The sequence below is a fragment of the Rhizobium leucaenae USDA 9039 genome (assembly GCF_000426285.1).
In the GTDB taxonomy this organism is placed as follows: domain Bacteria; phylum Pseudomonadota; class Alphaproteobacteria; order Rhizobiales; family Rhizobiaceae; genus Rhizobium; species Rhizobium leucaenae.
This window is the reverse complement of record NZ_AUFB01000005.1, coordinates 199,557-226,172: the sequence shown is the minus strand read 5'-3', so window position 1 is coordinate 226,172 and position 26,616 is coordinate 199,557. Positions and strand designations below refer to the sequence as shown.

Genomic DNA, 26,616 nt, shown 5'->3' with positions numbered 1-26,616 from the left:
TTTCCGACACGCTGCAGGAAATGTTTTTGCATTGGCAATCAGATCGCCTGGTCCAACCTCTCGTGATGCCCGGTTCGGTTGCCTTGCCGAACTCACTTCGATGATGAACGCAGCGGGGTTCCGGTGTAGGGGTTCGGGTCATATTGCTTTATGTCGCCAAACACATAGCCTCGTTGCCTCAATTGCCGGATGAGCGCCTGGAGCTTTTCCTTGCCGTCAAAACGATCTTGAAACATCTCATCATGCATCAAGAGGATCATCTCATTGCGCTTCATGAACCGGCCATAGGCGAAGAGATGATCGATTTCGCTAAGCAGGAGATCGATGGATTGCACCGGCTTGCCATCTCCCGAATGCGCCCATTCGAAGTCCCAGCCGTAGATCAGGAACTTCATCGCCGCCACGTAGTCGTAATCGACGACTTCGCGCTCGTAGCGGGCGGCATCCATGGAAAGATCGTCCTTGGAATAGTCGATCAGGCGGAAGACGTCGCGACCGGGCAGGCGGGCATGGACCCAGGGCGTCAGGCCAAGCACGGTATTGGCCTTGAGCATATCCGCAACGACGGCGTCCGTGTTGGAATAAAAATCCCTATAGCGATTGTTCGCGTGGCTGTAGCTGTGGTTGCCGATCGTGACCAAGGGGAGCGATTTGGCGCGCATCAGCAGCGCTCTTTGCTCGCTGCTCGCTTCGACATGCAGCCCGACCATGAACATCGCCGCCGGCACCTGCTCTTCGGCAAGCACATCCAGCACATTCGCCGTCCCCGACAGCGGGCCGTCATCGAAGGTCAGATAGATAACCCGCCCGGCCGCCTCGGCCGACAAGGCGCTGCACAGCAATGCGAGCGCGGAGAGTGTCGTGCGAAGGTAATTCCCAATGAACATGGATAGCGCCCCCTCGTTTTCCGGCTCGTTATCGCATGTCTATAGCGGCTGTTCCATTAAGACCGGCTTATACTCTCCTCACCGCTGGCGAACCGGCGCATGCTTTCGAAGCAGCTTCGAAGAAGGCGCCGGCGCGAAGATATCAAACTTCGAGCCGGCGAAGGTGATAGATGCGCAATTCGGTTTAAGAATTCCGATCGCGCGGAGCCGCCTGCGTCCGGTCTTCTGGGTCATAAGATGTCTTGATGAAGGCTCCCATGGAAACCTCGAACGCCATCCGCCAATCGGGCCGATTGGAGACAATCCACTCGTCGAGCGCGTAGAGGACACGCACGGCTTCCTTGTTCACCGGGCGAACGGCGCGCAATTCAGCTTGGCTGATGAACCTGATCTGATTCTCCATGTCGGAGACGTCGTTTTCCTCGAAGAAGCGTTTGCGGCGGGCGGCCTCATCCAGTCTTCGGGATTCGACGTTGTGCATGGCGACGATCTCGCGCCGCAGTGTGCTGATCTGCTGATCGAGCGCATCGGCGTGGCGTTTCGCGTTCCCTACTTCGGTTTTTGCGCGCAGACCTCGGCGTAGAAACCGGCTCCAAAGCCGATCAGCAGCGACAAGATTGTGATTTCCATAGTAAGAACGCGCCCCTCATTGTCCGGCTTTCCAGGGGTCGATCACCGGAACACCTGCCGCCTTGAAGGCGCTGGCGTCGCGGGACGCAACCGCGAAGCCGTGGGCGGTCGCTATGGCTGCGATGTATCCGTCCGGCATGGGAAATCCCTTGCCCGCGTTGCGGGCTGCGATGGCAAGGTCGGCATAGCACCGAGCGGCCTCTGTGTCGAAGGGGAGGATTCTGCCGTCGAACAGGCTGAGAAGCCCGTCGAGCGTCGTGGCGAGTTTCTGCTTGCGCCGCCCGTCAGGCAGGGCACCGATACCGAACAGCAGTTCCGCGACGGTCACGCTGGGGAGATAGAGGGTTTCAGCAACCTGCTCGTCCAGCCAAACGCGGACGGCAGGGGCCGGTTCGGGCTTCATCGCCTCAGAGACGACGTTCGTGTCCAGAACGATCATTCGAAGCTCATGGGCGCAGCCGGGGTTCTGTCGCGACTCTGTTCCAGCGACTCGAAATCGGCATTGGTCAGCCCGGCGTTACGGCTCAACTCGGACAGGGCGGAGCCGATACGAAGCCGGTTTGCTGGGCGAACCGCCGCTTCCAAAATGTCGCGCATTTCGGCTTCGGCGCTGCGGCCATGATGGGCCGCGCGCACCTTGAGGGCACGGTGTACCTCTTCGGACAGGTTGCGAATGGTGACGGCGGGCATCTAATAGCTTCTCCTGGCAGTTGATGGCAATGCTATCAAAATAGCAAAACTGCTATCGCACAACAAGGTGCGATCATTATCAACAAGCGTAACCCACTATGTGGCAGGTTGGCCCATGACAGCCGCCAGCCTCATCCATGCTGACATGCCCACGAAACCGTCGCCGATAATGCAGGAATTTTGCCGCCAGATTTCGGAGGGCACAGCTTCCTTGCTGCGCTGTAAAACAGCGCATAGTCCGCGAAGGCGGCGGGCGCCAATTTCCTGCAGCAGCAGCCGCTTTGACGATGTGGTCGAAGAATTCAATACAGAGCGGCCACACCACAAGCTCCTGACATGGCTTGCCCGGCAGAGGCTACCACGGCCTGCCGGAGTTCGACTATCCGTTCACGACCAGACCGTTGCGGTCACAACGCGGTCGCATCTGCTACAAGCGGAAGAAGAATCTCAGCCTGGTCTTTGCCGGGCAGGCCGTTGGGATCAAGCGCGTCGAAGATCATATCTGGCTTGCAAGCTTCATGGATTATAACCTGAGATATATCGATTTGGAGCAGAGGACCTTGCAAACCATCGACAACCCGTTCGGCACGAGGTTGCCACCCATGTCTCAGGAGCAAACTGTTACCTATATCTGGTATGAACAATCGGCGATTTGGCGCGCCGGAGAGGACGAAACCGAGAACCGTTACAATCTTGCCGCAGCACTATAATTTAGAAAGCGGTATTGGTTTGCCTCGCAGCTTGCAAAATTTAGCCCGTTACCGGGGCGCCGAGCTTGATTTCCACGCGTTCGCAAATGAACAAAGCAAAACTGGATGGGGTTCAGCAAAGCCAGCCAATGGAGTGGGAGAGCGGCTTGTCGAGGACTTTTTGTTGCGGTCTAGTCCGCGTTGACATGGCACCAAAATGTGCGTCGCAAATCGACACGAGAGCAAATCTGGCAAGCAAATAGTTGCGACGAGATCGTTGGGCGAGCGTTTCGATAAACGAGGACGTGATCCCGACATGGGAGGGTCTGATTTGAACGAAACTTTACAACTGTGGGAGTGGCGCGAGAAGATCGCAAATCTCTACTACGAGATACGTTCCAATCCAGATGCGGCTGCTGCCTGGCGGCTTTGGTGCGATACCCGTTCGACCATGTTTCGCGACCATCCTCAGTCTCCAATTGAACCGGCGGACCGCACGACGTTCGAAGGACCGACGATGTTTCCTTACGATCCCTCGTTGCGCCTTACGGTACAGCTTGCCCCAGTAACATCGGAACAGATCACCGTCGCAACAGGGACGGATGGTGACCTGTCGATGCATGCGTTCGCCCGTACAAGCGGGCTGGAGGCCAGGTTGGGTGGCGAATTAACCCTTTACTGGATTGAGGGGTACGGCGGTGGCGTTTTCCTGCCGTTTGCCGACGCGACCTCCGGGACCGAGACGTATGGCGGTGGTCGATATCTCCTCGACACCATCAAGGGAGCAGATCTCGGGGTTGTCAGCCCAGACAGCACATTAGTGCTGGATTTCAACTTTTCCTATTTTCCTTCGTGCGCCTATTCGTACCGCTATGTCTGCCCATTAGCGCCATCGGACAATCGACTGAAAGGCGCGGTAAGAGCCGGGGAACGGCTTCCTGTCTTGAAATGATAAGTGCCGGGCCAGAAGCCTGAATCTTCGTACTCGGCCATTCAAAAGTCGCGAGGAGCGCTGGTCATATCGCTCAAAGTCGTTGAACATCGTCGTTTTTGTTGAAGCGCAATTTGCCCACGCTCTCTACTGAGGCGTGCTGCCGTGACAAAACTCGAAACGACAGTCAGTTGTCTCAATCACAAAAGCTCCGAAATACGAAATGCCGTCGTTTTGATGACGGACAGATTTAATGGGGCTGAAGTACCCATACCTGCAGTTCCTGCGACGAACCTGGAGAGCGAAATCAGAATAAAGAGAAAATTCAATGATTTCAGTAAGATCGGAACCGCACCCGACAGGATTCGAACCTGTGACCTTTGGAATCGGAATCCAACACTCTATCCAGCTGAGCTACGGGTGCATGCCTGAGGCGGGTTGACTCGCCTGTCCGATGAGGTGGTTCTTAGCCTAGGAAACGTTTGGCTTCAATGCGGAAAATGCGGGAAAGCGCATATCGGCATCTCAGAATGAAAAAGGGCCGCTATCCCTCGGGGGGCGCGGCCCTGTTTGTTGCTTGCGATATCAGCCTCAGCTCTTCATCGCGCCGGGGCCGGGGATGGCTTTGGGCGGGACTTTGCCGAGGATGATCATGCCGAGGACTTCGTCCTTGGTGACGTCTTCGGTGCGGGCGTGGCCGACGACCTGGCCGTTCTTCATCACCGAGACGCGGTCGGCGAGGTCGAAGACATCGTGGATGTCGTGGCTGATGAGGAAGATGCCGATGCCGTCCTTCTTCAGCTCCTTGATCAGGTCGCCCACCTGCGCGGTTTCCTGGGGGCCAAGGGCGGCGGTCGGCTCGTCCATGATCAGGATGCGGGCGTTGAAGAGGATGGCGCGGGCGATCGCCACCGACTGGCGCTGGCCGCCGGAGAGCGCCTTCACCGGCTCCTTGAAGCGCTTGAAGTTGGGGTTCAGGCGCCCCATCACCTTGCGGGCCGAAGCCTCCATGGCGACGTCGTCGAGCGTGCCCCAGCGGGTTTGCAGCTCGCGGCCGAGATAGAGATTGGCGGCAGCATCGACATTGTCGGCGACGGCGAGCGTCTGGTAGATCGTCTCGATACCGTATTTCTTGGCGTCGCGCGGCGTGCGGATATCGGCCGGTTCGCCGTTGATCAGGATGTCGCCGCTATCGCGCTTGTAGGCGCCGGAGAGAATCTTGATCAGCGTCGACTTGCCGGCGCCGTTATGGCCGAGCAGCGCCACGACTTCGCCGGGGTAGAGGTCGACCGAGGCGTTGTCGACGGCGTGAATGCCGCCGAAGGAGATGGAAATGTTCCTCATTTCCACAAGCGGAGTGGTTTGGTCCGTCATGGTTCCGAATTCCTTTTACTTGGCGCGCGAGCGGTAGACGATGTCGAGCCAAACGGCGACCACCAGGACAATGCCCACGACGACGTTTTGAATTGGCGTATCGACATTGGCGAGACCCATGCCCGATTGCAGCGATTGCATCACGAGGGCGCCGATCATGGCACCGGCGACCGTGCCGCTGCCGCCGGCAAGCGAGGTGCCGCCGATGACGGCCGCGGCGATGGTGAAGAGCTCGTAGGTCGTGCCCTGCGAGTTGACGGCCGAGTTCAGGCGCGCCGTGGAAATCGCGGCTGCGACGGCGGCGAGGAAGCCCATCAGCGCGAAGATCTTCACAATGACCCAGCGGGTCTTGATGCCGGCGAGCTCGGCAGCTTCCGGATTGCCGCCGATCGCGAAGACATAGCGGCCGAAGCGCAGGCGCGTGGCGATGAAGGTCATCACGATGCCGATGGAGACGGCGATGAGAACCGGAACGGCGATGCCGTAAGGAATGTTCAATCCGGTCTCCGGCCAGGCAATATTGTGGTCGGTGGCATAGCGCTTGGCGATGCCGATCGGCCAGTAATAGCTGTTGAAGAGATAGACGGTGCCAAGCACGATCAGCGAGCCGAGGCCGGCGAGGAAATATTCCGCCCAAAGCGGACGGCGCGGAAAGTGAAAGCGCTTTCTTTGCTGGCGCGAGCCGATGATGCCGGCAATGATCAGCAGGCACGAGATCACACCCACCGCCCAGCTCCAGGTCGCCCCGATCGAACCGGTGGCGCCGCCGCCGCCCATGACGACGAAGGTGGAGTCCATCGGCGCCACGGTCTGGCCGCTGGTGACATACCAGGCAAGGCCGCGCCAGACGAGAAGTCCGCCGAGGGTGACGATGAAGGAGGGGACATTCATGAAGGCGGTGATCGCGCCCTGGAAGGCGCCGATGGCCGTGCCGATCGCGAGGCCGCAGAGCAGTGTGATGATCCAGGTCCAGGAACTGTCGAAGCCGAGATATTGCGGCAGCCATTTGGCCTGGATGACGCCCATGATCATGGCGACGAAGCCGAGCAGCGAGCCGACCGAAAGGTCGATGTTGCGTGTGACGATGACCAGCACCATGCCGGTGGCGAGGACCGCGATTTCGCAGGTTTGTACCGAAAGGTTCCAAAGGTTTCTGGCGGTGAGGAATTCCCGGCCGTCGAATATCCGAAGATAAAGATCGAAGCCGATCCAGATGATCAGCAGCGCTCCGATCATGCCGAGCAGGCGGGTATCGATTTCGGTGGCACGCAGGAACCGGGTGATTGCACCGGCTTCTGCATTGCGGGGACCGCTCGATGTGGTGGACTGTGTCATGTCGGCCATCGCTTTGCCGTTCTCCCACTGTTGGGCGCGGCCGGCGACGCATCTGCGCTATCGCTGGCAATATCGCGCCGATCTCAAAAATGCGTCATCGCCTGTGTGGCCGGTCTTCGTTCCGGTCCCGATGACCGCCATCCGGCTGATCAATGGGATATGCGATGCCGCAGCACGATGCGGGAAGCTCCCTCTCCAATTGCAAGGGAGAGTTGTCTGCTCCTGATCCGCATTCGACGCCGCAACGGGGGTGCCGCTGCGGCGTCGGTATTATGGTCGGGTCAACCGTTCAAGGACAGCTTACTTGCAGGCTGCAACGCTGCCGGCTTTCACGCCCTGGCAAGCTTCAGCCTTGCTGATCCAGCCTGCGTCGATAACGACGCTGAGGTTGTCCTTGGTGATCGGGATCGGGGTCAGGAAGACCGACTTCATCGGAACGTGCTTCGGGCCGCCGTTGAAGGTCTGAACGCCGGAGATCTGATCCATCGTCTTGCCGCCGGCGAGGTCGATGGCGATTTCAGCAGCGCGCTTGCCGAGTTCGCGCGAGTCTTTCCAGACCGAAACGGTCTGCGTGCCGAGCGCGATGCGGTTCAGAGCTGCCTTGTCGGCGTCCTGGCCGGAAACCGGAACGGAGCCGGCGAGGCCCTGTGCGTCGAGGGCGGCAACGGCGCCACCGGCGGTGCCGTCGTTGGAGGCGACGACCGCGTCAACCTTGTTGTTGTTGGCGGTCAGGAACTGCTCCATGTTGCGCTGCGCGTTCTGCGGTAACCAGCCGTCGGTGTAGGCTTCGCCGACATTCTTGATCTTGCCGGCGTCGATGGCGGGCTTCAGCACTTCCATCTGGCCGGAGAACAGGAAGTCGGCGTTGGGGTCGGACGACGAGCCCTTGATGAAGACATAGTTGCCTTCAGGCTTGGCCTTCAGGATTTCGCGAGCCTGCATGCGGCCCACTTCCTTGTTGTCGAAGGTGATGTAGAAGGCAGCCGGATTTTCGATCAGGCGGTCATAGCCGACAACCGGAATGCCTTCGTCGGCAGCCTTTTCAACAGCCGGGCCGATGGCGTCGGAATCCTGTGCAAGGATGATGAGGGCGTTGGCGCCCTGAGAAATCAGCGACTCAACGTCCGTGAGCTGCTTGGAAGCCGACGACTGAGCGTCAGCGGAAATGTACTTGGCGCCGGCTGCTGCCAGTGCCTTCTTGATGGCTGCTTCATCCGTCTTCCAGCGCTCTTCCTGGAAGTTCGACCAGGAAACGCCGACGACGAGATCCTTCGCGAAGGCCGCCGTCTGCATGGTCAAAACGATGGCTGCGCCCGCAGCCAGCTTAATAAAAGCTTTCATATTATCCTCCCGAGTGAATGCGACCGCACGTGCCCTGAGCTCCCGCCGGCCGCTGCGATAACGCTGACGAGAAAGGTTCGGATTTTTTTCTCGACAGTCGAGAAATTTAGTGTCAGAGATTTTTTCACCTGTCAACACCCGCATCTTCAGGTTTAATCGGCCGCCGAACAAGAGCCCGCCGGAGATGCGGAGAGGAGGATGGCATGAGCGGGAGGCTTGATAATGCTGGCCAAATCGAGCACCGAATTGGTCCGCCAGAAAAACAGTGTTCTGGTGCTGACGGCACTGCGCCGTCACGGTCCGCTCGCCCATACGGAACTCTCTGATTTCACCAAGCTTTCGTCGGCGACGGTATCGGTCATCACCACCGATCTGGAGCGGGCGCAGATCATCGAGAAAGCGGAGCAGCAGGCTGCCGGTGGACGCGGCCGACCGCGCGTGCTGTTCTCGCAGCGGCGCGATTGCGGCTATCTCATCGTCGTCATCATTTCGTCGGATGCGGTGCAGTATTCGCTTGTGGATTATGCCGGCCGGCTGATCGACCGTTTCACGGAGGAGAGACAACAGAACGTCTCGGGTGTCGGCTCCTTCGTCACGGGGCTGCGCGATGCCTTGAACCGGATCGTCGCCCGCTCGCGATTGTCGCGCGACAAGGTCCTGATGATTTCGATCAGCAGCAAGGGCCTTGTCGAGAGTTCGGAGCCGGTGCTGCGCTGGTCGCCGATCTTCGGGCGCGAGCAGATCGATTTTGCCGCCGTGCTGCACGATGAATGGTCGGCGAAAGTTATCCTCGGCAACGAGACACAGCTCGTCGCCGCTGCCGTCGGGCGGCAGGAGGAGAATAAAAAGGGCCGCGACTTCCGGGCGCTTGCCGCACTCTCGCTCGGCCACAGCATCGGCCTCGGCATCGTGCGCCGCGGCGAGGAAGGAAAGCACGAAATATCGGCGCCGAATTTCGGCCATATGCTGCACATGTCGGGCGGCGGTCTTTGCCGCTGCGGCTCGCGCGGCTGCATCGAGGCCTATGCCGGCTTCTATGCCATCCTGCGCGCCGCCTTCGACGTGCCGCTGGATACGATCCCCGCGAAATTCGTGCCGATCGCCGAACTCGACAAGATCGCCGCCAGCGCCCGGCAAGGCAGCCGCCGCAACATTATCGCCTTCCGCCAGGCGGGACTGGCGCTCGGCATCGGCCTGTCGCGCGTGCTCAGCCTGCATGAAAGCATGCCGATCGCGATCACCGGCCCGGGCACGCGGTATTACGACCTGTTGCTCGAGGGCATTTCCGAGGGGTTGGCGGAATCGCATGTCGTGCGCATGGAGGGCATGCCGGAGTTGCGGGTGATGGCGGACGAACCGACGCTGGTGTTCGACGGGCATCTCAACCGCGCGCTGGCGATGATGGATGAGGACATCGTCAGATCGGGTGTGGTTGCGGAGTTGAATAGCCAGACTGGTTGAGGAGGGGGTTATGAAACGAATGGCACTCATGTGCCTTCGTCTTGTCGCGACGGGATTGCCCGCTTTCGCGGCTGAGCCTTGGGAGGAGAAGACCGCGGCAGTGGGCGAGGCCGGGCCTGAGGTTTCCGGCCATCAGACGGTCGAACAGCTCAAGACCCTCATCAAGATCGGTGAGGCTCTGTTTACCGCGCGCTTCACGGTGGAGGATGGGGCAGGGCGCCCCGGCGCCACGCAGGCGATCGTGCCGACCAAGCGCAAGCATCCGGTGATGAACGAATTCAGCCGCACGGCCGGTGTCGACGCCAATGCCTGCTCCTCCTGCCATAACATGCCGTTCCCGGGTGGCGCCGGCGATTTCACCACCAATGTCTTCGTGTCCAAAGGTTTCGAGAGCGCCGATTTCGACACGACCGATCCGCAATTCTCCAATGAGCGCGGCACCAACAGCCTGTTCGGCGATGGTCTGATCGAGCTTCTGGCGCGTGAAATGACCGTCGATCTGCAGCGCCAGCGCGCCGGCGCGATCACGCTTGCGGCCAAAACCGGCCAGTCCCAGCGCGTCGCGCTTGAAAGCAAGGGCGTCAAATTCGGCTGGCTGACCGCGCAGCCCAGTGGTCTAGTCGATATGCAGGAACTTGACGGCGTCGACATGGATCTTGTCATCCGACCCTTCAGCCAGAAGGGGGTGATGACCTCGCTCCGACAGTTCACCGTCAATGCGTTGAACCAGCATCATGGCATGGAGCCCATAGAACGCTTTGGTGGCCGCTGGACGGGGACCAAGGATTTCGATGGCGACGGACATGCCGACGAGATCAGCGACGGCGACGTTTCAGCACTTGTCGCCTGGCAGGCAACCTTGCCGGCGCCGGTGCAGAAGGTGCCGGACAATACCCAATGGCGCGATATGGCGGCAGCGGGCGAAAAGCTGTTCGACGGCATGGGCTGCACGGCCTGCCACAGGACAAGCCTGCCGCTCGACAGTCTCTCCTTCTCCGATCCGGGTCCGAACGATGTTGCCGGCACGCTGAACGTCTCGCAGGTGAAAGACCCGGCTGTCTACGATCTCGCACAGCTCGACTGGACGAAGAAGCTGAAGCGCAATGATAAGGGGCAGGTGCTGGTGCCGCTGTTCGGCGATCTCAAGCGCCACACCATGACCGACAGCACCGTCGACCAGCTCGGCAACGAGCTTCTGGCGCAACGCTTTGTCGATCGCAATATCTTCATGACGGCGGAGCTTTGGGGCGTCGCTTCGACGGCGCCCTATGGCCATCGGAACGATATCACGACCCTGGACGGTGTCATTCGCGCCCATGGCGGCGACGGACGCGCTGCCCGCGACGCCTATGTCGGCGCGTCCGATGACGACCGTGCCCGTATCGTCGCTTTCCTCAAGACGCTGGTCATCGAGCAGGCAGGGGTGAACCAATGAAGAAGATCGCAGCCCTTTTTGCCGTTGCCGGCTTGATTTCGTTCTCGTTCACGCCTGGCGGTTTCGCCGAGGACACGCCCGCGCCGGCACCTTTTCTAATGGACGTTCCGCATTTCCAGGAGGAAGCGGTCGCTGCCGGCATAGATCATCAATATACCGGCGGCTGGGAATATTTCGTCGGCGGCGGCGTCGCCAGTTTCGACTGCAACGGCGACCGCAAGCCCGACCTCATGATGGCCGGTGGCACCAGCCCGTTGGCACTTTATGTCAATCAAAGCGAGACAGGCGGCGCACTGAAATTCAAAGAGAGGCCGATCGATCTTTCCGACAAAGATCTCCGGTCGGTCCTCGGCGTCTACCCGATCGATATCGACAATGACGATTATACGGACGTCGTCCTGCTGCGGCTTGGTGAGAATATTATCCTGAAGGGCGGTCCGGACTGCACTTTCGAAAAAGCCAATCGCACCTTCGCCTTCGATGCGGGCAAGGACTGGACGGTCGCTTTTGCAGCCACCTGGGAAGCCGGCAATAAATATCCGACGCTTGCTTTCGGCAACTATGTTGACCGCTATGCGCCGGGAACGCCCTTCGGCACCTGCAGCGACAATGTTTTCGATCGTCCTGTCAGCCATGACAAGGTCGACTATTCCAATCCGCTGCCGCTGAAGCCGAGCTATTGCACACTGTCGATGCTGTTCACCGATTGGAACCATTCGGGCCAGGATTCGCTGCGAGTCGCCAATGACCGGCAATATTATCGCGGCGGACAGGAGCAGCTCTGGGACATCGCACCGGGACGGCCGCCGCGGCAATATACGACCGCCGAAGGCTGGGCGTCGTTGAAGATCTGGGGCATGGGCCTGGCAGAAGCCGATCCGAAGGCGGATGGCAAACCGGAATATTTCATCACGTCGATGGGCGACAACAAGCTGCAGGAACTCAACGACGAGGCCGATGACAACAGCCCGAGCTATCGCGATACAGCCTATGAAAAGGGAGCTGCCGCCTATCGACCCTATATCGGCAAGGACCATCGGCCGTCGACGGCCTGGCATGCGCAGTTCGCCGACATCAACAACGATACCAACATGGATCTGTTTTTGACCAAGGGCAATGTCGAGGCCATGCCGGATTTTGCGAGCAGCGATCCCGACAATTTATTGCTCGGCAACTTCGACGGCAAGTTCACCGAGAAGGGAGACGAGGCCGGCATTGCGCTTCCTGGCAAGGGGCGCGGCGCCGTGGTCGAGGACTTCAACAATGACGGCATGCTCGACATTCTCGTCGTCAACCGCATGCAGCGCGCTTTCCTGTTCCGCAATCTCGGCGCAAAGACCGACTGGGGCTACCGCCCGCTGGGCAATTGGACCGAAATCGAATTGGACAACGACCCGATCAACCATATGGGCATCGGCGCGACCATCAATGTCCGGGCGGGCACGCAGACGCAGGTGCAGCGCGTACAGGTCGGCGGCGGCCACGCGTCAGGCCATGTCGGCTTCACACATTTCGGTCTTGGTACCAACGAACGCGCGGTGGTGCGCGTGCAGTGGCCGGACGGAGAATGGAGCCAGCCCTATCGCATTTTTGCCAACCAGCACGTCGTCATCAAGCGGGGCACCACATCGGCTAAATACTGGTTTGCGCCGCCGGCAAATGCGGATCAGGTTGCCGCGCAACCGGCTGCCGTGACGCCGGCACCCGCTGGGCAACAGACGGGCGATCAACCGGTGACAAAATAGGAAAATGAAAGAGAAGGCCGGGCAACCGGCGTTCAACCAAATACGCAGCCTCATGCATAAGGCGGCGGCGCCGCTATTAAAATCAATAGGCTGAGCCCGAAAGCGGATCTTCCGCGCGAACGTGCAGAATGCGGTCAATCAATCCCCATTCCAGAGCTTCTTCTGCCGTCATGAAGTGGTCGCGGTCCATGGCGCGTTCGAATTCATCATAGGAACGGCCGCAATGTTCGGCATAGAGCCGCGTCATGCGATGCTTGGTTCGCTTGATTTCCTCAGCGTGGATCAGCATGTCAGAGGCTTGGCCCTGGAAGCCGCCCAGGGGCTGATGGATATGGATGCTGGCATTGGGCAAAGCGGTGCGCTGGCCTGGCTCGCCGGCCATCAGCAGGAACGACCCCATCGAACGAGCCGTCCCCATGCAGAGCGTATGCACCGGCGCGCGGATGTAACGCATGGTGTCGTACATGGCGAGGCCGCTGGTCACGACACCTCCCGGCGAATTGACATAAAGGCTGATCGGCTTTTTCGGGTTTTCCGCCTCGAGAAACAGCAGTTGCGCGCAGACAAGCGCCGAGACGGCATCGTTCACCTCACCGTTGAGGAAGATGATCCTCTCGCGCAGCAGACGGGAATAGATGTCGAAAGACCGCTCTCCTCTGCTGGATTGTTCCACGACCATAGGGACGAGTTGCATCGCTTCGCGCATCGGCGAACTCCAATATTTTTGAAATTGTTGACAGATCCTGCGTGTCAGGCGGCGCGCATGACGGAGACGCCGTTGTTGTTCGCCGCAGCTTTTGCAGTCCTTCGAAGCCTCACATCATCAAGCTCGTGGATGATGCGCAGGCTCGTGCCGCCGTTAGCGTTCGGGGCAATCTTGAACGTCACTGTGCTTTCAAGGAATGGTGGCTCATCATCCCGCAGCCTGTAGCGGACCTCTTCGCCCGGTGTGACGGAAATCGCGTCGCGGTCGGCCAAGGCTTTGCTGGGCAGCCAGTTTTCTCGCAATTCAGGGGTGCTGACTGCGCGCCAGACCTTTTGCGGAGGCTCGTTGAGGTCGTATTCGAGTTCGATATTGCTTTTTCGTTCGAGAATATCCAGTTCGTTCATTGGTCCATATCCTTCAGCAAGACCTTGAGAGCTTCGATCCGAGCAGGCCAGTAGGCGCGGTATTTCGCCAGCCATTGGGCGATGAGGGCGAGCCCCTCCGGATCGACTTCGTAATTCACGAAACGCCCCTGTCGTTCTTCTCTGACCAGCCCGGCGCTCCGCAGGACCGCTAGGTGCTGGGACATCGCCGGCTGGCTGATCTCCATGCCTTCGCGCAAGCCACTGGCATTCATGCTGCCCGCGGCCAGCTTTTCAAAGATGGCGCGGCGAGTAGGGTCTGCCAAAGCCCGGAATATCTCGTTCTCGATCATGGTAACAGATAAGCACGTACTTATGTGATTCGCAAGGGCTTTCCGCGACAGCTTGGGCAATTGAGTCTCGGATTGACGGCGGCAGACCCACTAGTGCTCGTCAAAAGTCACGATCATGCGCTGCGATGGCGCAGCCAAAGAAAAAGTCCGCCGCGAAGTAAATCGCGACGGACTTGTAAGACGAGCAATATCCTTTTGCGGGTGCAGCGACGGCTTAGTCGACCTTAACCAGCTTCCCGTCCTTGACGGATTGAACAGCGGCGTCCGCAAGTTTGAGCGCGGCGAGGCCGTCGGCGCCGGATGGCGTGATCGCGGTGCCCTTTTCGACCGCGGCGATGAAGCTTGCGATCTCGTTGGCATAGGCTTCGGTGTAGCGGGTCATGAAGAAATCATGCAGCGGCGGGCGGGTATAGCCGTCGCCATTGGCGACTTCGATGGAGAAGGGGCGCTGGTTTTCGGCCGCGACCATGCCCTTCGAGCCGTGGATCTCGATGCGCTGGTCGTAGCCATAGGTCGCGCGGCGCGAGTTGGAGATGATCGCCTGCTTGCCGGACGCGGTTTGCAGGATAACGGAGACGCTGTCGTAATCGCCGGCTTCGCCGATCGCCTTGTCGACCAAGACTGCGGCGGTGGCGGTCACGGAAACCGGCTCTTCGCCGAGCAGGAAGCGGGCCATGTCGAAATCATGGATAGTCATGTCGCGGAAAATGCCGCCGGAGCGCTTGATATAGTCGACCGGTGGGGCGCCGGGATCGCGCGAGGTGATCGTCACCATCTCGACCGCGCCGATGCGGCCGTCGTCGATGGCCTTCTTGACCGCCATGAAATGCGGGTCGAAGCGACGGTTGAAGCCGACCATCAGCTTGCCCTTCGCTTCTTCGACTACTTTGATGCAGGCCTTGACTCGGGCAACATCGAGATCGATCGGCTTTTCGCAGAAAATTGCCTTGCCGGAACGGGCAAAGCGCTCGATAAGATCTGCGTGCGTGTCGGTCGGCGTGCAGATCACGACGGCGTCGATGTCCTTGGCGGCTTCGATCGCTTCAATGGTGCGGACTTCGCAGCCGTAGGCAGAGGAAATCGCTTCTGCGGCGGCCGGAAATGCATCCGCAACTGCGACGAGCTTGGCGTTGGCATCGCCGCTCACGGCTTTCGCATGCACTTTACCGATGCGCCCGGCGCCGAGCAGACCAAATCTGACAGTCATCTTCATCTCCCTAATTCGGAACAAATAAACCGAATAATGATCCGTATGGAATTTTCATTCCATTTTCCAATGGCGGCGTCAAGCCGCCAGCATTTCACAATTCTGAAATTCATGTCGCGAAAATGGCTTTTTCTCCAATCGCCGCCCTAATGCGAGATTTGATCGGCGTGATCTTTTCAAAACCGTTTCGCACTTTTCGAAATCATGCGCTAAAGACAGGTTCTCTCCAACAGGCGAACGAGGCCCATGCAACTGATCGATCCCAACCATCCTGTCTATAAGCCGCTTTGGGTGCGGGTTCTGATCGTTGCCGTCTGCCTGGGCTGGGCGATCGTCGAGGCTCTGGGGCCGCAGCCTTTCTGGGCAGTCCTCGCGGGCGGCCTTGGCGTCTATGCCGCTTGGATGCTGCTCTTCAGCTTCAATCCGCAGCCGCCCAAGTCTCAGGCCGAAAGCGCTGTGGCGAGCGATGAGCCGGAAGAGGATGAGCCGGCGGACGAGAAGAAGTAGTTAGCGCGCGAGGCGCCGTATGGCCTCGTCGATCAATTGGTTGGCGATCATCATGCGCGTCGTCGCCTGCTCGCGGAAGGGCGGGGCGACGCTGTCCGGATGATTGGCCTTGGCGAAAACGCGGCGTTTTTCGTGAAGAGACTGAAGCGTGGTCTGCGAAGAGATCGCCAGCTCGGCCGCCACTTCTTCCCGCGAGGTTCGTGCGAGATAGTCCGGCATCACCGGCGGCTCCGGCTCAGTCGGCTCGGGCTCTTTCGATTCGGACTCCGGCGGCATTGGCTCGAGCGAGGGGATCTCATTGCCGAGATTGTCGACATAGGCATCGTCCGGACGGGAGGATGCCGCCGGCTCGCCTCCGAAAACGCTTGCGGCGAAGCTCACATTGAGGCCGCGGATGCGATGCGCCGCCTCGTTCTTTTCAGCATTTTCTTCTTCCGCGTCGAGACGATCGAGGACGGATTGAAACAGCGATTGCCCGAACAACATGTCTGCCTCCAACGATGTCCGGGATAGCTGCGCAAGTTGGCGCGGAGCTTATGGCCGTAAGCCGATCGCCGACCGAAGAGCGTCCCGAAGGAAACGGCAGGCGATCCTCCGGCAAATTCACGCCGGATAAGGATTCCTGCTTTCCTCCAGGATCATGTCGTGCAGCAGCCGGGCACTCGGCGGCATGGCGCGCTCGCGGGCGGTGATGAGGCTGTAGGGCTTCACTTCGATATTGAAATCGATCGGCAGGATGCAGGATTCGCCGGCTTGCGATGTCTGCCCGCAGATGAACTGCGCCATGTCCAGCGCGATCGGGGTGATGGCGTCGGTCTTGCAGACAATGGCAAGCGTCAGAAGAAGGGAAGAGGTGTTGATGATGTTTTCCGGCAGGGGCACGCCGGCCCTGATGAAAATGTCTTCCACCTTTCGCCGCAACAATGTGCCGGGCGGTTGGAAGACCCAGTCATAGCCCGGCAGGTCCTCAAGGCTGGCAATGCCCTTCTCCAACAACGGATGGCCATTGCGGACGATGAGACAGGCCTTCTCCACCCCGATCTCATGAGCGTTGAACAGACGGGGGTCGAGTTCGTCGGGAATGCGGCTGATGATGAAATCGTGGCGGGCGGCGAGCAGTTCACGCGCAAGCACGTTGCTGGTTTCGACCTCGATATTGATCTCGATGCCGGGATAGGCGCGCGTCACGCGTTGGATCGCCGGCACAACCAGGCTGATTGCGGGTGCGGTGACGGCACCGAGAAAGACCGAGCCGCCTTTGCCGGTCCTGAGCTCGCCGATCTCACGGCTCACCTCGCGCAGTTCAAGGAGGATCTTGCGCGCTCGCTTCGCCAGCGCCAAGCCGAAGGGCGTCAGCACGACGCCGCGTGCGACACGTTCGTAGAGCGGGCTTTTGACGATCGACTCCATTTCCGAAAGCATGCGCGAAGCCGCAGGTTGTGAGATGTTCATCGACTCAGCGGCAGCCGAAATCTGTCCATGATCCTCGATTGTGACGATCATGCGCAGGTGATTGAGCTTCAAGCCGGCCTTGAGCAGCGTGTCGTCGCGAAAACTGTCCGAGTGAATCTCGATGTTTTCGGCCGGATAATCGCTATATATTTTCTCCATCATGGCCAAATTTCCCATTCGTCGGCAAAAAAGTACTATTTTTTAACATTATACCAAACTAGATATATGTTGTGCCAGTTATTCTATTTGACAGTTATACGAAATCGTACGAGTTTGCCGGTCGTGCGCTGGGTGCAGCTCATGCACGTGAGAGCGTGGAGGAGACCTACTTCGTTTCTCACAATTAGAAGTAACCATTCCTTCTACGGAACCTGCCGCAGTTTCGGGCGGGCGTTTTCGTCCGCCGCATTATTAACAAGGGAGAGAGTAATGAAATCCATTATCTCATTGATGGCGGCCGCTGCGTTCAGCGTCGCTACTCTGGTGGCGCCTGCCTTCGCGGCGGACAAGGGCACCGTCGGTATTTCCATGCCGACCAAGGCTTCTGCTCGCTGGATCGATGACGGCAACAACATCGTCAAGCAGCTTCAGGCTGCCGGCTACGGCACCGACCTGCAGTATGGCGACGACGACATTCCGAACCAGCTCTCGCAGATCGAGAACATGGTCACTAAGGGCGTCAAGGTTCTGGTCATCGCAGCAATCGACGGCACGACCCTGTCGGACGTTCTGCAGAAGGCTCACGACGCCGGCATCAAGGTCATCGCTTACGACCGCCTGATCCGCGACAGCGGCAACGTCGACTACTATGCCACCTTCGACAACTTCAAGGTCGGCGTTCTCCAGGCTAACTCGATCGTCGACGGCCTCGGCCTCAAGGACGGCAAGGGCCCGTTCAACATCGAGCTCTTCGGCGGTTCGCCGGACGACAACAACGCCTTCTTCTTCTATGACGGCGCAATGTCCGTCTTGAAGCCGTACATCGACAGCGGCAAGCTGGTCGTTAAGTCCGGTCAGATGGGCATGGACAAGGTCGGCACGCTGCGTTGGGACCCGGCAACGGCTCAGGCCCGCATGGACAACCTGCTGTCGGCTAACTACACCGACGCACACGTCAACGCCGTTCTGTCTCCGTATGACGGTCTCTCCATCGGCATCATCTCCTCGCTCAAGGGCGTAGGTTATGGCACCGCCGACCTGCCGCTGCCGATCGTTACCGGTCAGGACTCCGAAATTCCGTCGGTCAAGTCCATCATCGCTGGCCAGCAGCACTCCACGATCTTCAAGGACACCCGTGATCTCGCAAAGGTCACCGTCAACATGGTCAACGCTCTGATGGAAGGCAAGACGCCGGAAGTCAACGACACGAAGACCTACGACAACGGTGTGAAGGTCGTTCCGTCCTACCTGCTGACCCCGGTTGCCGTCGACAAGACCAACTACGAGAAGGTTCTCGTCGAGAGCGGCTATTACAAGGCTGATCAGCTGAAGTAATCTTCCGACATACCGGCCAGGGCTCACCGAAAGGCGGGCCCTGGCTCTGATATTTATGACGATCGCCCGGTCTGCTATGTTCGGGCGTGGCGTTGGATACGGACCATGGACAATACCATCCTCGAAATGCGGAGCATCACCAAGTCGTTCCCCGGCGTGAACGCTTTGGAAAATGTCAATCTGAAAGTCCGGCAGGGCGAAATCCACGCTTTGGTGGGCGAAAACGGGGCCGGCAAGTCCACCCTGATGAAGGTACTCTCGGGCGTTTATCCGGCCGGCAGCTACGACGGCGACATCTTCTATGATGGCGCAGTCCGCCAGTTCAAGACCATCAAGGACTCCGAAGAAGTCGGCATCATCATCATCCACCAGGAGCTGGCGCTCGTGCCGCTTCTGTCGATCGCCGAAAACATCTTCCTGGGCAACGAGGTCGGCGCCAAAGGCGTGATCAACTGGCAGGAAACATTCAACCGCACCAAGCAACTCCTCGCCAAGGTCGGCCTCAAGGAATCTCCGAACACGCTCGTGACCGACATCGGTGTCGGCAAGCAGCAGCTCGTCGAGATTGCCAAGGCCTTGTCGAAAAGCGTGAAGCTTCTCATTCTCGACGAGCCGACCGCATCGCTCAACGAAAGCGACTCGGACGCGCTTCTCAATCTCCTCATGGAGTTCCGCAAGCAGGGCATCACCTCGATCATCATCACGCACAAGCTCAACGAAGTGCGCAAGGTGGCCGACGAAATCACGGTGCTGCGCGACGGCATGACCGTGAAAGCGCTGAACTGTCACGAAGAAGAGATCAGCGAAGACATCATCATTCGCAACATGGTCGGACGCGAGCTCGCGGACCGCTATCCGCCGCGTTCGGTGCCGATTGGCGAGACGATCTTCGAAGTCAAGAACTGGAATGCTTTCCATCAGCAGCACCGCGACCGTCAGGTGCTGCACAACATCAATATCAACGTCCGCAAGGGCGAAGTAGTCGGCATTGCCGGCTTGATGGGTGCCGGCCGCACCGAATTCGCCATGAGCGTCTTCGGCAAATCCTATGGCCACAAGGTCAGCGGCGAGGTGCTGCTCGAAGGCAAGCCTGTGGATGTCAGCACGGTGCGGAGAGCAATCGACGCCGGTCTCGCCTATGTTACCGAGGACCGCAAGCAGCTCGGCCTCGTCCTTACTGAAAGCATCCTGCATAATACGACGCTCGCCAACCTGTTCGGTGTTTCCAAGGCGACCGTGATCGACGATATCCGCGAGCTGCAGGTCGCGAACAACTACCGTTCCAAGCTGCGTATCCGCAGCTCCGGCGTTTTTCAGGAAGCGGTCAATCTTTCCGGCGGCAACCAGCAGAAGGTGGTGCTGTCGAAGTGGCTGTTCTCTGATCCCGAGGTGCTCATCCTCGACGAGCCGACGCGAGGCATCGACGTCGGCGCCAAATACGAAATCTATTCCATCATCAACCAGCTTGCCGCCGACGGGAAGGGCGTTCTGATGATCTCATCGGAAATGCCCGAGCTTCTCGGCACCTGCGACCGCATCTACGTCATGAACGAAGGACGGATCGTCGCCGAACTGCCGAAGGGAGAGGCGAGCCAGGAAAGTATCATGCGCGCTATCATGCGCTCAGGGGAGAAGCACTAATGACTACGGCCAGCCCAGCCACCGAAGACACCAGCCACGTGGTTTCCATTGGCGAATACATCCGCAACAACATCCGGGAATACGGCATGTTGATCGCGCTGATCGCGATCATGTTGTTTTTCCAGATTTCCACTGGCGGCGTTCTCTTCAGGCCCCTGAACCTCACAAACCTGGTCCTGCAGAATTCGTTCATCGTCATCGTGGCTCTCGGTATGCTGCTGGTGATCGTCGCGGGGCATATCGACCTGTCCGTCGGCTCGATCGTCGGCTTCATCGGTGCGGTCGCGGCCATTCTCATTGCCGAGTGGCACATGAATTACGTGCTGGCGACGGTGATCTGCCTTGCGCTTGGCGGCGCGGTCGGCGCTGCGCAGGGCTATTTCGTCGCGTATCATCGCATACCGTCCTTCATCGTGACGCTTGCGGGCATGCTGATCTTTCGCGGTTTGACCCTTTCGGTCATGACGGCTGCAGGTAGCGGTACCAGCATCGGTCCGTTCCCGCCGGATTATCAGTTGATCAGCACCGGTTTCATCCCCGACTTCATCGACATGGGGACGATCCACTCCACCTCGCTGCTGCTGTCCGTTATCATCCCGGTCGTTCTCTTCGTTCTCGCCTGGCGTCGCCGTCAGGTCAATGAAAGCCATGGCATCGATGTGGAGCCCTTCAGCTTCTTCATGGCGCAAAACCTGCTGATCAGTGCAGCGATCCTGTTTCTTGGCTATCTACTGTCCACCTACAAGGGCTTGCCGAACGTCCTGATCCTCATGCTGGTGCTGATCGCAGGCTATGCCTTCATGACGCGCCGCACGACGATCGGTCGCCGCATCTACGCCATGGGTGGCAATGAAAAGGCGACCAAGCTGTCGGGTATCAATACCCAGCGCCTGAGCTTCTATACCTTCGTCAACATCGGCGTGCTTTCCGGCCTGGCGGGCATCATCGTTGCCACACGTCTGAACTCGGCCACGGCCAAGGGCGGCACGGGTCTGGAACTCGACGTTATCGCAGCCTGCTTCATCGGTGGCGCTTCTGCTTCCGGCGGCGTCGGCAAAATCACCGGTGCCGTCATCGGCGCTTTCATCATGGGCGTCATGAACAACGGCATGTCGCTGCACGGCCTGGGCACGGACTACCAGCAGATGGTCAAGGGCGCGGTGCTGCTCGCCGCAGTCTTCCTTGACGTCTACAACAAGAACCGGGGCTGATCGCGGCCCGCGCGACCAGCCAACGATCTAAAACCAAACCCATGACAGAGTCCGGCTCTCCCTGAGAGCCGGAGCGGGAAACTGCATCCGATCTCTGTCCGTTAGAAAAGGATGAAAAAACATGCTCATTTCCCAGATCAAGGGTTCGAATGGCGGGATCGTCGTCGCCGTGCGCAATGGGCCGGGCACTTCCGCGAAGGCTGTTGTGAACGCCGACAGCGTCTACGCCTTGGCGATGGAAGCTGCCGATAACGGCAAATCTCTCGTCTCCGTCATCGAGGCGCATGGGTTCGGCGAGGAGATCGATCTGGAAAAAGCATATGCGGAAGGTCGGTTCCTGCCGCCGATCACCCATCCCGATGCCGCCCACTTGCATCTGACCGGCACCGGACTGACCCATCTCGGCTCCGCTGCGACCCGCGATTCCATGCACAAGAAGACGACGGAAGCTGCCGAGGAGACGCTGACCGACTCGATGAAGATGTTCAAGATGGGCATCGAAGGCGGTAAGCCGAAGGCCGGCGAAAAGGGCGTGCAGCCGGAATGGTTCTACAAGGGCAACGGCTATGGCGCGGCGGCACCCGGCGCCGCACTCGTATCCCCGTCTTTCGCGCTCGATGGCGGCGAGGAGCCAGAGATGGCGGGCATCTACGTCATCGCCAAGGACGGCTCACCGTTCCGCATCGGCTTTGCGCTCTCGAATGAATTTTCCGATCACGTCACCGAGCGGATCAACTATCTCTATCTCGCCCACTCCAAGCTGCGCCCCGCAAGCTTCGGCCCGGAAATCCGTATCGGCGCTGCACCGGAAGATATCCGGGGCACTTCGCGCATCAAGCGCGGCGACAAGGTGATCTTCGAAAAGCCCTTCCTCTCGGGCGAGGCGAATATGTCGCATACTTTCGCCAATCTCGAATACCATCATTTCAAGTACGGCTTGTTCCGCACTCCCGGCGACGTCCATGTCCATATGTTTGGCACAGCGACGCTTTCCTTCGCGGAGGGAATCAAGCCGGAAGCCGGCGATGTCTTCGAAATCGAAGTTGCCGACTTCGGTCTGCCGTTGCGCAATCCGCTCGCTATCGCCGCCGAGGAGCACGTGGCCGTTCGCCAGCTCTAATGTGTCGAGGCCGGCTACCTCTGTGTGACCGGCCGTTTCTCAGAAGATCCAGGAAGGCATGAAGCCATGACCATTCATCAGAATCTGATCGCCGGCGAATGGACCGGTACGACCGGCGCCGAGAATATCAATCCGTCCGATACCAACGAAGTCGTCGGCCTTTATGCCAGCGCCAGTGTGCAGGACGTTGCCGATGCCATTGCCGCCGCCAAGGCGGCTTTTCCGGCATGGTCGCGCTCCGGTATTCTGGAGCGCCACGCCATCCTGAAGAAGGCTGGCGAGGAGATTCTGGCCCGCAAGGACGAGCTCGGCGCGCTGCTTGCCCGCGAAGAGGGCAAGACGCTTCCCGAAGCGATCGGTGAGACGATCCGTGCCGCGCAGATCTTTGAATTCTTCGCCGGCGAGGCCCTGAGGCTGGCAGGAGAAGTGGTTCCTTCGGTGCGTCCGAACATTGGCGTCGAGATCACCCGCGAGCCGCTCGGCGTCATCGGCATCATCACGCCCTGGAACTTTCCGATCGCCATCCCGGCGTGGAAGATCGCGCCCGCGCTTTGCTACGGCAACACCATCGTCTTCAAGCCGGCCGATCTCGTGCCCGGCTGTTCTTGGGCGATCGTCGACATTCTCCACCGCGCCGGTCTGCCGAAGGGCGTGCTGAACCTCGTCATGGGCAAGGGCTCGGTCGTGGGGCAAGCGATGCTCGACAGCCCGGTTCTTTCGGGCATCACCTTCACCGGCTCGGTCGGCACGGGCAAGCGCGTTGCGCTTTCTTCCGTCGAGCATGGCCGCAAGTACCAGCTCGAAATGGGCGGCAAGAACCCGATGGTCGTGCTTGACGATGCGGACCTCACGGTTGCCGTCGAGGCGGCTGCCAATTCCGCCTTCTTCTCGACCGGCCAGCGCTGCACGGCCTCGTCGCGCCTGATCGTCACCGAAGGCATTCATGACAGGTTCGTGGCGGCATTGACGGAGAAGCTGAATACGCTGAACGTCGACAATGCCATCAAGGCCGGCACGCATATCGGTCCGGTCGTCGATGCCAAGCAGTTGAAGACCGACACGGACTACATAGAGATCGGCAAGCAGGAAGGCGCCAAGCTCGCCTTCGGCGGCGAACTCGTCAGCCGCGACACGCCCGGCTTCTACCTGCAGCCGACGCTGTTTACCGAGGCGACGAACCAGATGCGCATCAGCCGCGAAGAGATCTTCGGGCCGGTCGCCTCGGTCATTCGTGTGAAGGATTACGAAGAGGCGCTGGCAACGGCCAACGACACGCCATTTGGCCTGTCCTCCGGTATTGCCACGACGAGCCTGAAGCACGCGACGCATTTCAAGCGCAATGCCGAAGCCGGCATGGTGATGGTCAACCTGCCAACGGCAGGCGTCGATTTCCATGTGCCGTTCGGCGGGCGCAAGGGTTCGTCCTTCGGTCCGCGCGAGCAGGGCAAATATGCCGCCGAGTTCTTCACCACAGTCAAGACCGCATACACGCTGGCCTAATCAATGATTTCAAAGCCCAGGCGCGAACGAGGCGGCCTGGGCGACGCAAAAGGTACTGAGACAATGAAAAAGAAAGCTGAATGGCCGCGTAAGCTGCGTTCCTATGACTGGTTCGGCGGCACCGGCAAGAATGCGATTATGCATCGCTCCTGGATGAAGAACCAGGGCCTGCCGGCCGACACGTTCGACGGCCGTCCTATCATCGGTATCTGTAATACCTGGTCGGAGCTGACTCCCTGCAACGCGCATCTGCGCGACCTTGCAGAGCGCGTGAAGCGCGGTGTCTACGAGGCGGGTGGTTTCCCGGTCGAGTTTCCGGTCTTCTCCGTCGGCGAAAGCACGCTGCGCCCGACGGCGATGATGTTCCGCAACCTGGCGGCCATGGATGTGGAAGAAGCGATCCGCGGCAACCCGGTCGATGGCGTCGTGCTGCTCGGCGGCTGCGACAAGACCACCCCAAGCCTGCTGATGGGGGCCGCCTCGGTCGACATCCCGGTCATCCTCGTCTCCGGCGGCCCGATGCTGAACGGCAAGTGGCGCGGCAAGGATGTCGGTTCCGGCACGGCGATCTGGCAGTTCTCCGAAATGGTGAAGTCCGGCGAGATGTCGCTGGATGAATTCATGGATGCGGAGCAGGGCATGGCCCGTTCGGCCGGTAGCTGTATGACCATGGGCACGGCCTCGACCATGGCGTCGATGGCAGAAGCGCTCGGCATGACGCTGCCCGGCAATGCCGCCATTCCGGCTGTCGATGCCCGCCGCCGCGTCATCTCGCAGCTTTCCGGTCGTCGCATCGTCGACATGGTCAAGGAAGACTTGAAGCCGTCCGACATCCTGACCAAGGAAGCCTTTGAGAACGCGATCCGCGTCAATGGCGCGGTCGGCGGTTCGACCAATGCCGTGCTGCACCTGCTGGCGCTTGCCGGCCGCGTCGGCGTCGATCTGTCGCTGGACGATTGGGACCGCCTTGGCCGCGAAGTGCCGACGATCGTCAACCTGCAGCCGTCGGGCAAGCACCTGATGGAAGAGTTCTACTATGCGGGCGGCTTGCCCGTCGTCATCAAGGCAGTCGGCGAAATGGGCCTGCTGCATAAGGACGCCATTACCGTTACCGGCGATACGATCTGGGCCGGCGTCAAGGATGTCGTCAACTACAATGACGACGTCATCGTGCCGCGCGAAAAGGCGCTGACGCAGTCCGGCGGCATCGCGGTTCTGCGCGGTAACCTCGCTCCCAAGGGTGCAGTTCTCAAGCCGTCCGCCGCTTCGCCGCATCTGATGCAGCACAAGGGCCGTGCCGTGGTCTTCGAAAGCATCGAGGACTATCATGCACGCATCAACCGCGAGGATCTCGACATCGACGAGAACTGCGTCATGGTGCTGAAGTACTGCGGCCCGAAGGGTTATCCGGGCATGGCCGAAGTCGGCAATATGGGTCTGCCGCCGAAGGTGCTGAAGAAGGGCATCACCGACATGATCCGCATTTCCGATGCGCGTATGTCCGGTACGGCCTACGGCACCGTCATCCTGCACACCGCTCCGGAAGCTGCCGATGGCGGACCGCTGGCGCTGGTTCAGAACGGCGACATCATCGCCGTCGACGTTCCGGCCCGCACCATCCAGCTCGAAGTGTCGGATGAGGAATTGGCAAAGCGCCGCGCCGCCTGGGTTTCCCCGGTCAAGCCGCTCGCCGGCGGTTATGGCGGTCTCTATGTGAAGTCGGTAATGCAGGCCGATACCGGCGCCGATCTCGACTTCCTCGTCGGCCCGCGCGGCTCGGAAATCCCGAACAATCGCGACAGCCACTAAGTTTGGCGACTGGAATGGGAAAGGGGCGGGACGAAAGTTCCGCCCTTTTCGCATATTGCGGCCGTTCGGTAGGTATGTGGTGCATGTCGGTCTATGGTTCCGGTCGCGCTGCTTTGATCAGCAGTTCATGATATAGTTCCTTCCGGATCGCATCTTTAATCCGGCATCCGGGGGATCGCTATGTCAGCCTTGCAGGCCGATACCTACTATCTCTTTGGCAATCTTTTTCGTTTTCATGCTCACAGCGCCGACACAGGTGGGGCCTATTGCCTTATTGAGACGCTAACGGCGCCAGGGGAGGGCGCGCCGCCGAACAGGCATCCCGATGATGACGAGGCGTTTTATATCCTTGAGGGCCTGTTCGAATTCATGGTCGATGGTGAGACCGTCCAGGCGCAGGCCGGTAGTTTCGTCAAGATACCGACGGGCGCCATTCACGCGTTCCGCAATATCGGTTCGGGGCCGGGCCGGCTTCTGATCATCAATTCGCCTGGCAGGGTTCACGATGGTTTTTTTACCGAAGCAGGCGAAGCGATGCCGGTGGGCACGCGCGATCTGCCGCCGCCAGGTGGACAACCGCCGGATATTCCGCGTGTGGTTGAGATCGGACGGCGCAACGGGCTAGAATTCCTGTTGCCTGATGGCGAGGCGCACTGAGCAATTCCAGGAAAAGTGCGCAGCGGTTTTCCGTCCGGAATTGCGTGAAAACAAAGAGATAGAGCAGTTCAGCGATTCC

The 26,616-nt window shown here is 59.7% G+C and carries 26 protein-coding genes and 1 tRNA gene; 14 read left to right on the top strand and 13 right to left on the bottom strand.

Annotated elements, in window-relative coordinates:
• Positions 1-92 precede the first annotated feature (92 nt).
• Positions 93-887: a polysaccharide deacetylase family protein gene (locus tag K290_RS33975; protein WP_051263986.1), complete on the bottom strand. Its 795-nt coding sequence runs from the start codon at positions 885-887 to the stop codon at positions 93-95.
• Between K290_RS33975 and K290_RS37215 the strand changes: the two genes are divergently transcribed.
• Positions 880-1,470, top strand: coding sequence for a hypothetical protein (locus K290_RS37215; RefSeq protein ID WP_154668576.1), 591 nt, complete (start codon positions 880-882; stop codon positions 1,468-1,470). The two genes, K290_RS33975 and K290_RS37215, sit on opposite strands and share 8 nt — an antisense overlap.
• Positions 1,471-1,533: 63 nt before the next feature.
• Here K290_RS37215 and K290_RS0110130 read toward each other — a convergent pair whose 3' ends face one another.
• Together K290_RS0110130 and K290_RS0110125 are read right to left on the bottom strand one after the other, a co-directional pair.
• Positions 1,534-1,956: a type II toxin-antitoxin system VapC family toxin gene (locus tag K290_RS0110130; protein ID WP_028751816.1), complete on the bottom strand. Its 423-nt coding sequence runs from the start codon at positions 1,954-1,956 to the stop codon at positions 1,534-1,536.
• Positions 1,953-2,207, bottom strand: a complete 255-nt coding sequence (locus K290_RS0110125; RefSeq protein WP_028751815.1) for a FitA-like ribbon-helix-helix domain-containing protein — start codon at positions 2,205-2,207, stop codon at positions 1,953-1,955. The genes K290_RS0110130 and K290_RS0110125 overlap by 4 nt, the downstream gene beginning before the upstream one ends.
• A gap of 341 nt (positions 2,208-2,548) precedes the next feature.
• Here K290_RS0110125 and K290_RS33965 point away from each other — a divergent pair, with 341 nt between their 5' ends.
• Positions 2,549-2,917, top strand: coding sequence for a hypothetical protein (locus K290_RS33965; RefSeq protein ID WP_065091568.1), 369 nt, complete (start codon positions 2,549-2,551; stop codon positions 2,915-2,917).
• Positions 2,918-3,227: 310 nt separating this feature from the next.
• Complete coding sequence (locus K290_RS0110110; RefSeq protein ID WP_028751813.1) at positions 3,228-3,848, top strand: DUF1684 domain-containing protein; 621 nt, start codon at positions 3,228-3,230, stop codon at positions 3,846-3,848.
• A 329-nt stretch (positions 3,849-4,177) separates the two neighbouring features.
• Here K290_RS0110110 and K290_RS0110105 read toward each other — a convergent pair.
• From K290_RS0110105 to xylF, 4 genes are all read right to left on the bottom strand, one after another.
• Positions 4,178-4,251: transfer RNA gene (locus K290_RS0110105), tRNA-Arg, on the bottom strand.
• A gap of 167 nt (positions 4,252-4,418) precedes the next feature.
• Positions 4,419-5,201 (bottom strand): ATP-binding cassette domain-containing protein, encoded by a 783-nt coding sequence (locus tag K290_RS0110100; protein WP_028751812.1) that lies wholly within the window; start codon positions 5,199-5,201, stop codon positions 4,419-4,421.
• A 15-nt stretch (positions 5,202-5,216) separates the two neighbouring features.
• Entirely contained in the window at positions 5,217-6,545 is a 1,329-nt protein-coding gene (locus tag K290_RS0110095) for a sugar ABC transporter permease (protein ID WP_028751811.1), read from the bottom strand.
• A 291-nt stretch (positions 6,546-6,836) separates the two neighbouring features.
• Positions 6,837-7,877: a D-xylose ABC transporter substrate-binding protein gene (xylF, locus tag K290_RS0110090; protein WP_028751810.1), complete on the bottom strand. Its 1,041-nt coding sequence runs from the start codon at positions 7,875-7,877 to the stop codon at positions 6,837-6,839.
• Positions 7,878-8,099: 222 nt separating this feature from the next.
• Between xylF and K290_RS0110085 the strand changes: the two genes are divergently transcribed.
• The 3 genes from K290_RS0110085 to K290_RS33955 are packed head-to-tail and all read left to right on the top strand — an operon-like array spanning position 8,100 to position 12,518.
• Positions 8,100-9,338, top strand: coding sequence for an ROK family transcriptional regulator (locus K290_RS0110085; protein WP_028751809.1), 1,239 nt, complete (start codon positions 8,100-8,102; stop codon positions 9,336-9,338).
• 10 nt (positions 9,339-9,348) lie between these two features.
• Complete coding sequence (locus tag K290_RS33960) at positions 9,349-10,773, top strand: cytochrome c family protein (protein WP_051263983.1); 1,425 nt, start codon at positions 9,349-9,351, stop codon at positions 10,771-10,773.
• Positions 10,770-12,518, top strand: a complete 1,749-nt coding sequence (locus tag K290_RS33955) for a CRTAC1 family protein (RefSeq protein WP_065091567.1) — start codon at positions 10,770-10,772, stop codon at positions 12,516-12,518. The genes K290_RS33960 and K290_RS33955 overlap by 4 nt, the downstream gene beginning before the upstream one ends.
• Positions 12,519-12,600: 82 nt before the next feature.
• On the opposite strand, the gene K290_RS0110070 is transcribed toward K290_RS33955, so the two are convergent.
• From K290_RS0110070 to iolG, 4 genes are all read right to left on the bottom strand, one after another.
• Entirely contained in the window at positions 12,601-13,224 is a 624-nt protein-coding gene (locus tag K290_RS0110070; RefSeq protein ID WP_028751808.1) for an ATP-dependent Clp protease proteolytic subunit, read from the bottom strand.
• 44 nt (positions 13,225-13,268) lie between these two features.
• Positions 13,269-13,628 (bottom strand): SRPBCC family protein, encoded by a 360-nt coding sequence (locus K290_RS0110065; RefSeq protein WP_028751807.1) that lies wholly within the window; start codon positions 13,626-13,628, stop codon positions 13,269-13,271.
• Positions 13,625-13,939: an ArsR/SmtB family transcription factor gene (locus K290_RS0110060; RefSeq protein ID WP_028751806.1), complete on the bottom strand. Its 315-nt coding sequence runs from the start codon at positions 13,937-13,939 to the stop codon at positions 13,625-13,627. Before K290_RS0110060 ends, K290_RS0110065 begins: the two co-directional genes overlap by 4 nt.
• 214 nt (positions 13,940-14,153) lie before the next feature.
• Positions 14,154-15,146: an inositol 2-dehydrogenase gene (iolG, locus tag K290_RS0110055; RefSeq protein ID WP_028751805.1), complete on the bottom strand. Its 993-nt coding sequence runs from the start codon at positions 15,144-15,146 to the stop codon at positions 14,154-14,156.
• Between the two features lie 246 nt (positions 15,147-15,392).
• On the opposite strand from iolG, the gene K290_RS0110045 reads away from it, so the two are divergent.
• Positions 15,393-15,653, top strand: a complete 261-nt coding sequence (locus tag K290_RS0110045) for a hypothetical protein (RefSeq protein ID WP_028751804.1) — start codon at positions 15,393-15,395, stop codon at positions 15,651-15,653.
• On the opposite strand, the gene K290_RS0110040 is transcribed toward K290_RS0110045, so the two are convergent.
• Together K290_RS0110040 and K290_RS0110035 are read right to left on the bottom strand one after the other, a co-directional pair.
• Entirely contained in the window at positions 15,654-16,139 is a 486-nt protein-coding gene (locus K290_RS0110040) for a hypothetical protein (protein ID WP_028751803.1), read from the bottom strand. It abuts the gene before it with no gap.
• Positions 16,140-16,256: 117 nt separating this feature from the next.
• Positions 16,257-17,264 carry a LysR family transcriptional regulator gene (locus tag K290_RS0110035; protein WP_028751802.1) on the bottom strand — a complete coding sequence of 336 codons (1,008 nt, stop codon included), beginning with the start codon at positions 17,262-17,264 and terminating at the stop codon, positions 16,257-16,259.
• A gap of 270 nt (positions 17,265-17,534) precedes the next feature.
• On the opposite strand from K290_RS0110035, the gene chvE reads away from it, so the two are divergent.
• The 7 genes from chvE to K290_RS0110000 all read left to right on the top strand — a co-directional run bounded on the left by chvE (position 17,535) and on the right by K290_RS0110000 (position 26,537).
• Complete coding sequence (gene chvE, locus K290_RS0110030) at positions 17,535-18,599, top strand: multiple monosaccharide ABC transporter substrate-binding protein (RefSeq protein WP_028751801.1); 1,065 nt, start codon at positions 17,535-17,537, stop codon at positions 18,597-18,599.
• A gap of 105 nt (positions 18,600-18,704) precedes the next feature.
• Entirely contained in the window at positions 18,705-20,240 is a 1,536-nt protein-coding gene (mmsA, locus tag K290_RS0110025; RefSeq protein WP_028751800.1) for a multiple monosaccharide ABC transporter ATP-binding protein, read from the top strand.
• On the top strand, positions 20,240-21,451 hold the full coding sequence (gene mmsB, locus K290_RS0110020; protein ID WP_028751799.1) for a multiple monosaccharide ABC transporter permease: 1,212 nt from the start codon (positions 20,240-20,242) through the stop codon (positions 21,449-21,451). The genes mmsA and mmsB overlap by 1 nt, the downstream gene beginning before the upstream one ends.
• A gap of 121 nt (positions 21,452-21,572) precedes the next feature.
• Positions 21,573-22,571: an AraD1 family protein gene (gene araD1, locus K290_RS0110015; protein WP_028751798.1), complete on the top strand. Its 999-nt coding sequence runs from the start codon at positions 21,573-21,575 to the stop codon at positions 22,569-22,571.
• A gap of 66 nt (positions 22,572-22,637) precedes the next feature.
• Positions 22,638-24,071 (top strand): aldehyde dehydrogenase family protein, encoded by a 1,434-nt coding sequence (locus tag K290_RS0110010; protein ID WP_028751797.1) that lies wholly within the window; start codon positions 22,638-22,640, stop codon positions 24,069-24,071.
• Positions 24,072-24,134: 63 nt separating this feature from the next.
• The gene (gene araD, locus K290_RS0110005; protein ID WP_028751796.1) at positions 24,135-25,880 is read left to right on the top strand and encodes an L-arabinonate dehydratase; all 1,746 of its coding nucleotides are present in this window, start codon (positions 24,135-24,137) and stop codon (positions 25,878-25,880) included.
• Between the two features lie 180 nt (positions 25,881-26,060).
• Positions 26,061-26,537 (top strand): cupin domain-containing protein, encoded by a 477-nt coding sequence (locus K290_RS0110000; RefSeq protein WP_028751795.1) that lies wholly within the window; start codon positions 26,061-26,063, stop codon positions 26,535-26,537.
• Positions 26,538-26,616: the final 79 nt, after the last annotated feature.